An 11638-nucleotide genomic window follows, 5' to 3' on the forward strand; every position below is an offset into this window, starting at 1 on the left:
CATCGCGCATTGAGGGCCTCTCATGACAGCGGCTCTCGTTGGCGGGTAGATCACAGTCCTGCTCCGTGCCGATGAGCCAAAGACCGGAGCCGTTGATAGCGGCAGGCTCTTCAGGCGGCTGGTTTCGGGAGAAATTCGTTCGCCCTCAGCGGGTTCCTGACCTCGTCGAGCGGCGCCAGCAGGTGCAGGACCATGTTGCGCAGCGCATGAACGTCATGCGGCGTGGCGCAACCGAGCCGCAAGCCTGAGCGACCGGAAGCCTTCAGGCATCTGGTGTTCTGCATCCCATGTGTAGATGGGGTGACGACACGAAAGTGATCATTACGTACCGCTCATGGGAACAAGAATGGAGGCAATTCGGCGAAGTGACCGCAGTCCGTGCTCAGGTAGTGGATCGGCATCCCAGATATAGTCACCGGTCCGACTGATGTGCTCCCAGCCGAGCGGAGCAATGTGTCGCGCCAGCTCCGGCCTTGTATCAATGCCCCGCTGCGCCAGATCTCCCAACGCGGCTTCCAAATAGCGGGTATTCCACAGGATAACGGCCGCCACGAGCAAGTTCAGGCCGGGGGCTCGGTAGGCTTGGTTTCAAAGCTGCGATCACGCATCTCGCCCAGCCGGTTGAAGAAGATCGCCCGTGCCAGAGCATTGCGGGCCTGGCCCTTGTTGAGCCCGGCGTTGGCCCGTCGTCGCAACGCGGGGTCCGACAGCCAGTCCAGGGTGAACAGCGTGCGCTCGATGCGACCCAGCTCCCGCAATGCCAGCGCAAGGCCATTCTGCCGCGGATAGGCCGACAGGCGCCGCAACATGGCGGAGGCCGTCACTGTGCCGGTGCGGATCGACGTGGCCAGCCGCAGAAGCTCATTCCAATTGGCGAGGAGGTGCTCGAGGTCGATGGTGCCACCTATCTATGGTTCCAGAACGGCCGGTGGCTGATCGCCGGGGAACAGATAGAGCCGGCGGTCCTTCAGGTCGCGCAGCCGCGGCGCGAAGCGGTAGCCCATGAGGTGGAAGAGCCCGAACACATGATCGGTAGCGCCGCCAGTGTCGGTGAAGTGCTCGTCAACGGCCAGCCCGGTTTGGTGATAGAGCAGCCCGTCCAGCACATGGATGGCCTCGCTCGCCGTGGCTGCGATCACCTTGGTATGATTGGGGCCGTATTGGTCGGAGATCCAGGTGTAGAAGGCCACACCGGGCTCGTTGCCGTGCTGGGCGTTGACGTCACCGGCTGCCTCGCCATGGCCGCCGGCACGGAAGAACTGGCCATCCGATGACGAGGTTGAGCCGTCGCCCCAGAGGCGGGCGAGCGGCAGTTCGCGGTGAGCATCGATGATGCGGGCGAGCGCGGCCGTGTAGGTCTCCTCGCGAACATGCCAGTCGTGCATCCATGCGAGTTGGCGGATGGTGACTCCGCGACAGGATTCGGCCATGCGGGTCAGACCGAGGTTAATCCCGTCGGCCAGAACCGCAGTTAGCAGAGCCGGCCGATCCTCCGTCGATCGACCACTGCGCTGGTGGGTGAAGCAGTCGCTGAAGCCAGTCCAGCGGTCGACCTCCTGCAACAGGTCCGTGATCTTGACCCGGGGCAGTGCGTCGTATGCAAGCCGGCCCAGGTCTTTGGCAACCTCCGGCGTCAGATCGCGGATGGGCGATACTTTCAACTTGCCCTTGGACAAATCCACATCCTTCAGTTCGCCGGCATCGGCCAGCGCAGCTAGATGTGGAGCCTCAAGAGGTTGTCCTCGGACAGGCCGAGTCTGCTGATAGGAGTTTGAGATTTTATGCCGCCGTGTGGGCGATGCCAATTATATCGATGGAGCCAGATTGGGAGCTCTTGGGCGCGGCGTTGTGAGGTTGGATAGGCCTGAGCATAAGCCCACTCTCTGAGAGCGGTCTGGATGAAGCGCTCGGCTGCGCAAACGTTGATGCTCCGCAATTAGGGGTCAGAACAAGAGCAGTTCAAAATCCCCGGGAAAAGCGCGGCTCGGTGACTCACATATCTCGACTAGACGCCAAGCGATGCCTTGTAGAGCTCGATCTGCTTGTCGCGACCGATCTGATCGGTCAGATTCTCCCATGCCGCGGCAATCGCATCGGCTCCAGTCTGAGCGTCGGACTGCCCGGCGTAGATCCTGGCCAACCCGTCCTCTGCGGCACTGTAGTACCTGAATATACCGGGGATGCGCGGTTCGATAGCCGCATTCGGATGGTTGTAGCTGTTCTTATTGGCGTCGAGATACGAAGTAATAAAGGCCTCACTATATCCTGCCGCCACCCATTCGGGAATGTTGAAATGGCTGTTTCGATAAGGTTGCAGGCCGGTCGGATAAACCGACGTCCAGAGTGAGATATCCTTTCCGCCAAGGTGGGCGGCCGCACTCCAGGCTGCTTTCTTCTTCTTGTCGTCGCTGTCGACTGACGCCATGACGTAAACGCCCCAGCCGAGAAAAGCCATGTTGGGCGCAAAGTTCGGGCCGCCCGCGAGCCTTTCCCACATTTTGGTCTTCGAATTATAGACGTCGTCGGAGCCCGGCAGGATGTCGAAGCTGACGACATTGCCGACAACCGAGGGGGCAGTCCGGGCCGAGGGACCGACGTCGCCCCACCATGACAACATGGATCCTGTGCCCATAACGAACTGCTGGAAGGCCGTCGTATCCGGATCGGCATTGATTTGGTCTGCCGGCTCTGAAGGAAGCGCGTCAATGACGTCCTGGATGGCGCGCACAAAGGCTGGGTTGTTGACGCGCGGCTTCATGGTGTCCACATCAAACAGCCAAGCCTTGTCGTCCGGGTGCTTAGCGTAGGCCGTCGCGCGGCTCGCCAAGAAATAAAAGCCGAAGCCACCAGCTCCCTTCGCCGGATCAAGATAGCCGAAGACATCCTTTCCGCCGACTTTCTTGCCCTTTAGGAATTTCGTCGCTGCCTGCACTCTCTGCCAAGTGCGCGGGCGGCCCCAGGCGCCCTCTCCTCCCGCCGCCTTCCATGCAGCCGCTAAATCAGGATCGGAGAAGACGTCGGTGCGATAGCTGAAAGTATGGCAGTCGCCGTCGATGGAGACGCGATAGCGCTTGCCATCCCATGTACCAACCGGCCCCTTCAGATAGTTGACGTAATCGTCCATATCGACCTGCGTCCTGACCCAGTCTGGCATTTCGGACGCGAGGCCATTGCCGCAAACGTCGCCTTCGAATGGCGCGCCCATCTCGGCCATGTCAAAATCCAGCATGCCGGCGGCGATGCCTTGCTGCAGGTGCGTGTCGTAATCCGCCTGAATGAGATCAATCCAGGTGATCTTCGCGCCGGTATAGGTTTCCCAGGGCTTAAGCAATCCGCGAAATACAACATTGTGCACATTCTGGCTGTTGAGACCCATGAAGCTGAGTTCGACGCCGGTAAATTCGCCTCTCGCTACGTTGGACCTCGTGCCGCCGAGGCAAAGCTCGCCCACCTTCTGCCAATCGGCGTCGGTCGGCTGAATACCGACACCTGGAATTCCCAAGATCTGTGCCCGTAGATTGTCTTGCGCGAATGCTCGGGACAAGCTCCCTACTAAGCTGGACGAACTCATAGTTGCGAGCGCGGCTCCCTTGAGCACCTGACGGCGGCTCAACTGTAAGCCCGTGAGATGGTTATATTGTTGTATATTCATCGCGATCGCACCCCAGAGCGAGCACCTGCGATCCCGGATTTGACGTGCGGCGACCGCTGTTTATAGTTTGATCTGCCGTCAAATAGTTACATCTGCGATCGCTCGACCAGCCGACATAACCAAGTGAAATCAATCACCGCTTATTTGCGGAATTGCGCCGTTTGGTGCGACATCGCTAATCTCATCTGAACCGGGCGAGTTCAACGGCGTAAGGTTCGAGTTCAGGCGCATTCGCTCCGCGAGGTACGTAGCAAAGCTATACAGTGTTTGCGCGCTCGATCCAACTCCTCAGCGATAGGGAGGAGATGCCAGCGGGCATTGTCGACGATTATGGCTCAAAGATGGATCGAGCGTGCCATTGTGCGCCAAGTGGCGGAAACCGCATAGCCATGGCGGCCGTAGCGGATGGTCCGGACGCACCTGCGCTTCCGGGTCCACGTAGAAGCCAGCGATCCAACTGCTGATCCAAGCCCCGCTTGATCGACTCTGGGTCGCTTTCTCTGCCAGGGTTGAGCCATAGGCCGCCGCCTCACGGGCCACAGGAAGGCCCACAGCCTGCTACGGCGCCCTTTCTGACCACAGCAATCGTTGCTAAGGCGCCTGTGGCGCAACTATGCTACGCTTGACCATCAATCGCGCGCAAAATGTCGCCCGCAAATGTCGATCTGATGGCCGAGCCCGCTGTGGACACCCAACCTTCTGAACGACGGCTTGTCGCCATTTTGGCGGCGGATATCGCTGGCTATTCTCGTATTATGGGTATCGACGAGGCTGCGACGGTCCGGCAGCTGAAGGGACATCAAACTGTTGTTCTGCCGACGATTGGCAACTTTGGCGGGAGGATCATCGATACCGCGGGCGACGGCATCCTTGCGCAGTTTCCCAGCGCCGTCCGAGCCGTCGAATGCGCTGTTGCGATTCAGAGGATCATGGCCGAGCGCAACCGTGAGACGCCGGAAGACAGGCGAATGGTGTTCCGCATAGGCGTGAACCTTGGCGATGTTATTCAGGACGGGGAACGTATTTACGGCGAGGGCGTCAATGTCGCGGCCAGGCTCGAAACACTCTGTGAGCCCGGCGGCGTATGCATCTCGCGCGCAGCCCGCGATCAAGTCCGCGACAAGCTGGCGCTCACTTTTTCAGACTTCGGCGAGCACAGACTGAAGAATATTGCGCGCCCTGTGCACGCCTATTCCGTATCGCCGGAGTCTGCGGAGCAGGCCAGGTCGCCGTTCCGCGGCCTCGATGTCTTCGAGTTCGATCACGCTGAGCTTTTCTTCGGCCGAGCGCAAGCTATCGCCACCTGCTCCAGGAGGCTTGAGCAGCAAGCCGTCAATGGCAAAGCCTTCTTGCTGATCTACGGAATGAGCGGATCGGGAAAATCCTCGCTATTGCGGGCGGGGCTGCTTCCAGCGATCACCCGACCTGGGACGGTCGCCGGCATTGCATTATGGCGCCGCTGCCTGTTCCGACCATCGGAGGGGTCCGATGCCATCTCCGCCATGGCTGCGGCATTGCTACGCGGAGGTGCGTTGCCGGAACTTGCCGAGGAGAGGACCGCAACCGAGCTGGCGGACCTGCTTCGCAACGTCCCCGATCGTGCTCTAGCGCTGATTCGGTCGGCGCTTGGAAAGGCGGCAGCAGCGGCTGGTTTGGCACCTCCGCAGGCGCGTTTGGCGCTCGCCGTCGACCAGATCGAGGAACTGTTCACCACTGAGTCGGAACCCAAGTCGCGCGAAGCGCTGGTGCGTCTGCTAGCAATGCTGGCTGGGAGCGGCCTCGTCTGGGTAATTGGCACGATACGGGCCGATTTCTTTCACCGCTGTAGTGAAGTGCCGGGCTTCTCCACGTTGAAAGACGAGTTGGGCACCTATGAGTTGTTGCCGCCGGCCGGCGTGGAGATCGCTCAGATCATACGTGGGCCGGCAAGTGCTGCCGGCTTGCGATTCGAGGAGTCTGCCGACCATGGGCGATTGGAGGACGTGCTGCAGGCGGCGGCGGTTGCCGATTCCGGATCATTGCCGCTTCTCGAATTTGTGCTCGATGCTCTTTACGAAGCCGGCCGAGACCGCCGGCTACTGACGTTTGCTGCCTATCGAGCGCTGGGTGGCCTCGAGGGCGCGGTCGCGCGTCGCGCCGACGAAGTCGTCGACGCTCTGCCGCCTCATATCCAGGCTGCCTTGCCCGCTGTACTCCGAGCGCTTACGACTGTGCGCCTGGGCGAGGAGGTGGTGACGGCAGCCCCTGCCTTGCTGGCCGACGTAGCCGGAGCGCCCGAACAATCCGCTCTTTTCGATGCATTGATCGCAGCTCGTCTTCTTGTCGGCGACGAGAACGCGGAGGGTCATGCCATCGTTCGCGTCGCACATGAGGCGTTGCTGAGCCGCTGGCCCCGTGCGTGCGCGATCGTCAACGCAAACCGCGATTTTCTTGAGATGCGCTCGCGCCTCCGGACCGAGGCGCGCCGATGGCATTCTGACGACAGGAACCCGGAGCTTCTTCTGCCGCCAGGAAAGCGGCTTGCTGAAGGAGAGGAATTGATTTTGTCGCGACGCGAGGAAGTCGACGATCAAATCATCGAGTATGTCGAGGCGTCGTCATCGGCTTGGAAGGCAGAAGCAGAGAGGGAGCGACAAGCCGAGCGCGCGCGAATCGAGGGCGAGGCGGCGGCCGCAACACGGTTAGCGCGCCGCACCCGCCACGCAGCAATCGTGGCGATCATCCTGGCGGCGATTGCCGGCGCCGGCGCAGCTATTGGGTTTCGAGGGCAGCAGGAAGCCGAGCGACAAGCGGTGTTGGCCAAAACGAGCGAAAGGCAAGCGAAGGCCGCCGAACTGCAAGCCCTCGGATCACGCGAAGGCGCGCTTGCGGCTCGCGACCAGGCCCTCCGGAATCAGTCCCTCTCGCTTTCGTTTCTGTCACTGCAAATCGCCGCAAGCGGCGACACAGAGGCCGCCATTTTGCTCGCGCTGGAGGCGCTGCCGGCCGACGCGTCCGCTTCGAAAGGGCGCTACCTCTTTGAAGCAGAATCCGCTCTTTACAAGGCACTCCTCCTCCATCGGCAAACTCGGATCTTCCGCCACGATGCCGGAGTCGCGGACGCGGCGTTTAGTTCCACGGGGGACCGCATTGTCACTTCGTCCTATGACAAGACGGCTGGCATTTGGAGCGCCCTGGACGGTTCACTTATTGCTCTCTTGAAGGGCCACCAGGATGTAGTCGAGCGAGCCACGTTCAGCCCGGACGGAAGCCGCGTTGTCACCGCGGCGCGCGACGGTACTGCGCGCGTGTGGAACGCTACAACGGGAGAGCAGCTTTTTGTTCTTCCGCAGCCCGGTGACTTTCCAACCGCGATTTTCAGCCCAAACGGTTTGCGCGTGCTCACGGCGGGAAAGGGCAATGATACTGCAATCTGGGACGCTCTCACCGGAAAGAAACTGCTGAGTGTACCCGGCAAAGTGTCATCGCAGGTTAGCTTCAGTCCCGACGGCAAGAGCTTCGTGGCTGGCTCAGGGTATGACGGTATCGTTGGTACCTGGAACGCAGAGGACGGCAAACCGATCAGCCGCTGGGCCATGCCGGCATGGCCTAACGAGGTCGCGATCAGTCCGGACGGTGGCCGGATCCTGATAAGTGGAGTGGTTCACGAAGGCATGCCTCCGCGACTTTGGGATGTGTCGAACGGGACAGAGATTGCTGTCCTTCGCGGTCACAAGAGCGATACGCGTGGTAACGGCTTCAGTCACGACGGTCATCTCATTGCAACTGTTTCGCTCGACGGCACCGCGAGACTTTGGGATGGTGTGACGGGGAAACTGCTTAACGTGCTTGGCGAGGAGTCGGCTGGCCTTCTTCTAACGGACACCCCGGCGCTGCGCGATCAGGAGACGAACAGTGCTTTCAGTCACGACGATCGACTTTTGGCTACGTGCTCCATCGACGGTACGGTCCGCATTTGGGACGTCGAGCACGCGTCGCTGCTGACAGCCATCAATGGCCGCGGCCCCCTGGTCGAGCACGTGGAGTTCAGCTCGGCCGGCAACGATCTTCTCACAGCGTCTCACGACGGCACCGCGCGGCTGTGGGACATTGATGGAATACTGACGACCACGCTTGTTCACAAGTATGCGCCGACGTTTGCGGTGTTCAGTCCCGACAATGCGCACCTTGTAACCGGTGGCGGGGAGGGCGTCGCGCATCTTTGGGATGTTGCGAGCGGACACGAAATCGGCCAGCTCAAAACGAACGAACGGATCCAAAGCGTGGCGTTCAGTCCTGATGGCAATCACATAGCAACCGCGTCTCTTGATGGCAGAATTATCATTTGGGACATTGAAAGCCGGCGCCAAACCGTGCAGCTGAAAAGTCGAGATGCGGCTCTCCTCAATGTTCAATTTAGCCCCGATGGACGTGTCTTGTCGTCGGCGTCGCTGCATGGCACTTCGCAGCTTTGGGATACGGAGAGCGGCAGCCAATTGGCTGCCTTCAAGACAAGCGGGAAAATGCCAAAAGCCATTTTCAGCCCCGACGGGCGTCTTGTCCTCACGGCTACGGATGACAACGTCGCGCGGCTTTCAAAGCTGGACGGGACGGAGCTCGCTGTATTTGTCGGGCATCTGAATCGCGTTACCACAGGAGCCTTCAGTCGTGATGGCCTGCTGTTTGCGACCGGGTCGCTGGATCGGACTGCACGAATATGGTCCACCAAGAACGCAAGCGCGGTCGTCACGCTGAGAGGCCACAGCGACGCGTTGACAGATGTCGATTTCAGCAGCGACGGTCAGTCACTGTTGACCGCCTCACGCGACGGAACCGCTCGAATTTGGGACGCTCGGGATGGAACAGAAAAGGTAGTCCTTCGGGGTCATCACGGCAGTGTGGACAGTGCCGCGTTCAGCCCCAACGGTGTCTATGTCGTGACGGCGTCGTCCCAGGATCGCACCGTCAGACTCTGGGAGGCGGAATCGGGCCGGGAGATGGCGATCCTGGCCAGTAGAGAGGACCAAGCGAACCGATCGGCGCTGACGCGAGCGTCGTTCAATTCCGACGGGACCAGGATCGCCATTGTCGCCGGCCAAATGAATGTTCAGATAGTACGAACTTTCGAAACGCCAAAAGATATGATTGATTATGCAAAGAGCACGCTGCGGAGGGTGCTAACTCAGTGCGAACGCAAGCACTTCTTTTTGCCCGTGGACAGAAGCGCGGCAGATTGCGCAGACTAGCGATTTGTATGTTTGCTACTGCGCCGAAGAACGGAGGTGGGTGAGCCTCGCCGGCGGGTGCGGTTGATGTCGCGGGCAAGCGGCCGCGGGCTGTCGCCGGCGTCGTAGCGGTCGAAGCGGGGTGCGGATCGGTTTTGCTGGCGCTATAGCAGTGCAGGGAAGCTTGAACGGTGGAAGGGCGGCCGATTGTAGCAACGACCTAACTGGCCCTGCAGAGCTGCGAGAAGCCGCCAACCAATGTCCCCTCATTGGCTTTTCGACAAGGAAAGCCGCCATTCCGCTCCCGTGAAGAGTTTCGGGCGCCGGCAGGCGTACGAAAGTCCCCGAGGAAGGAACCCGCGGGCCACAGGTCGATGGCTATGGAGATTTCGGATTTCGGCTGCTGTCGGCGATGGCGCGACCGCCGCCGAGAAGCGCGGTGATGAACGCGGACCGACCGCTTCGTTGCGTGTGGGCGTGCTGTTGTCGGAACAGTGAGCGGCTCGGCACGGTCCTGTTGGCGTTGCTGATCACCATGGACCCGCGTGGATCCGGTGCCGAAGGCTGTACGCCTGCGGCTTGAGGCTGGATCATGCTATGCCGGGTCATGGGACGTTCTCCCGGTTCGGTGTCCTTGCGTTCGGCGGTCCGCGCGGCTGCCTCCATCGTTTGAACACCTCAATGACAATCATGCGCCCGCCGCAGCACGGGCATGACGGGTGGAACTCGTCCGTTCCATCCGGGCTGTCGTCATCGGGAGGTGGGGCGGCGTTGAGCAACTCGCGGGCGCGTACGAGGCCGGCCTTGCGAGCGGAGCCGGCGAGCAGGCCGTAGTGTCGGATGCGGTGAAAGCCACGCGGCAGGACATGAAGCAGGAAGCGGCGGATGAACTCATCGGTTGCGAGCGTCATGACCTGCTGACGGTCTGCGCCGTCACGACGATAGTCCTTGTAGCGGAATGTGACGCCGCTCTCGTCGAAGGCGATCAGGCGGCTGTTCGAGATCGCGACCCGGTGGGTGTAGCGAGACAGGTAGGCGAGCACCGCTTCCGGTCCCGCAAACGGCGCCTTGGCATAGACCACCCAGCGCTTCTTGCGGACTGGAGTAAGGTGGCGCAGGAAGGCTCGCCGGTCGGAGAGGTGTGCCATCGACCCGAAGAAGGGGAGCCGCCCGGCATCATGCAGCGCGACCAGACGGGTCAGGAAGAGCCGGCGGAACAGCTTGCCAAGTACCCTCACCGGAAGCAGGAATGCCGGTCGCGACGAGACCCAGCGGCTTCCGTCCGGTGCGATGCCGCCGCCCGGCACGATCATGTGCACGTGCGGATGGTGCGTCATCGCCGAACCCCAGGTGTGGAGCACGGCGGTGATGCCGATACGTGCGCCGAGGTGCTTGCGATCTGCCGCGATGGTCAGCATTGTCTCTGACGCTGCCTTGAATAGCAGGTCGTAGACCGCCGCCTTGTTGTGGAACGCGACGGCGGCGACCTCGTCCGGCAGCGTGAACACGACGTGGAAGTAGCCGACCGGCAGCAGGTCGGCCTCCCGCTCGGCCAACCATGTCCGCGCCGCAGCGCCCTGGCACTTGGGACAGTGCCGGTTGCGGCAGGAGTTGTAGGCGATGCGCCACTGGCCGCAGTCCTCGCAGGCTTCGACATGCCCGCCGAGGGCTGCGGTACGGCAATGCTCGATCGCCGACATGACCTTGAGCTGGGCGAGGCTCAGGTGACCGGTATGGGCGGCCCGGTAGGCAGGGCCTGCTGCGCGGAAGACGGCGGCGACCTCGATCGAGGTGCGCACGGCTCAGCCGTCGGGCGAGATCTCTTCCGGATTGACCAGGCCGAGCTTGTCGAGCGGGCTTGTCACGGCACGCACCGTCCGGGTCGCGACCTTGGCATAGAGGGCCGTGTTGTTCAGCTTGGCGTGTCCGAGCAGGACCTGAATGATCCGGATGTCGGTGCCGTCCTCCAACAGGTGGGTCGCGAAGCTGTGGCGCAGGGTGTGCGGCCCGACCCGCTTGGCGATGTCAGCCGCCTGGGCCGCCTCGACGACGATCCGATAGAGCTGCCGCGTGCTGATCGGCTTCATCGCGTGCTGTCCCGGGAACAGCCAACCGTCGCGATGCATCACGCCCTGCTGCCGTCCGGCCTTCCACCATTGCCGCAAAAGAGTGAGCAGGTCCTCCGAGAGCATGGCGTTCCGGTATCGCCCGCCCTTGCCACGCTCGACACGGAGCAGCATGCGCTCGCTGTCGACGTCGGCGACCTTCAGCATCGACACCTCGGCGACGCGCAGGCCTGCGCCATAGGCGACCGACAGCGCGGCCTGGTGCTTGAGGCAGGTGGTGGCGTTGAGCAGCCGGGCAACCTCGTCGCGGCTGAGCACCACGGGCAGCCTGCGCGGATGCGCCAGCCGGACGAGCCGGCGCGCCAGGTCCGGGCGGTCGAGCGTGTGGGTGAAGAAGAAGCGCAGCGCCGACACGATACTGTTCATGGTCGGAACGGGGACGCCGTCCTCCTGCTGCTCGATCTGGAACCGGCGCAGGTCGTCGGCGGTAGCCGTGTCTGGCGAACGTCCAAGGAATGTCGCCAGACGTCCGATGTCGCGGAGATAGTTGCGCTGCGTCTCCCGTGAGAAACGCCGCATGTTCATGTCGTCGATCAGCCGCTGACGCAGCGGGCTGATGGGTGCATCAATAGCGGGATGGGGCATGGTTGGGCTCCTTGTTGAAGAAGCCCGTCATGCTCTGCCGCTGCCGGACCACGCTCAATGCGGGCGCGACG

4 protein-coding genes and 2 pseudogenes are annotated in these 11638 nt (G+C 61.8%); 1 reads left to right on the top strand and 5 read right to left on the bottom strand.

What is annotated here, in order from left to right; genetic code table 11:
- Positions 1-321: 321 nt before the first annotated feature.
- The 3 genes and pseudogenes from QQL24_RS36285 to QQL24_RS36295 all read right to left on the bottom strand — a co-directional run.
- Positions 322-1715: pseudogene (locus tag QQL24_RS36285) on the bottom strand (Tn3 family transposase); the annotation flags it as partial.
- A pseudogene (locus tag QQL24_RS36290) lies at positions 1715-1912 on the bottom strand (integrase core domain-containing protein); the annotation flags it as partial. The pseudogenes QQL24_RS36290 and QQL24_RS36285, both read right to left, overlap by 1 nt.
- A 93-nt stretch (positions 1913-2005) precedes the next feature.
- On the bottom strand, positions 2006-3652 hold the full coding sequence (locus QQL24_RS36295; protein WP_284317198.1) for an ABC transporter substrate-binding protein: 1647 nt from the start codon (positions 3650-3652) through the stop codon (positions 2006-2008).
- A 644-nt stretch (positions 3653-4296) separates the two neighbouring features.
- Here QQL24_RS36295 and QQL24_RS36300 point away from each other — a divergent pair.
- Entirely contained in the window at positions 4297-8877 is a 4581-nt protein-coding gene (locus QQL24_RS36300) for an nSTAND1 domain-containing NTPase (RefSeq protein WP_284317199.1), read from the top strand.
- 584 nt (positions 8878-9461) lie between these two features.
- On the opposite strand, the gene QQL24_RS36305 is transcribed toward QQL24_RS36300, so the two are convergent.
- A complete protein-coding gene (locus QQL24_RS36305; protein ID WP_284317200.1) occupies positions 9462-10655 on the bottom strand; it encodes an IS91 family transposase in 1194 nt (397 codons plus the stop codon).
- Between the two features lie 3 nt (positions 10656-10658).
- Positions 10659-11567 (bottom strand): tyrosine-type recombinase/integrase, encoded by a 909-nt coding sequence (locus QQL24_RS36310; protein ID WP_284317201.1) that lies wholly within the window; start codon positions 11565-11567, stop codon positions 10659-10661.
- Positions 11568-11638: the final 71 nt, after the last annotated feature.

Origin of the sequence: Labrys miyagiensis (assembly GCF_030160835.1) — a bacterium.
Lineage (GTDB): Bacteria > Pseudomonadota > Alphaproteobacteria > Rhizobiales > Labraceae > Labrys > Labrys miyagiensis.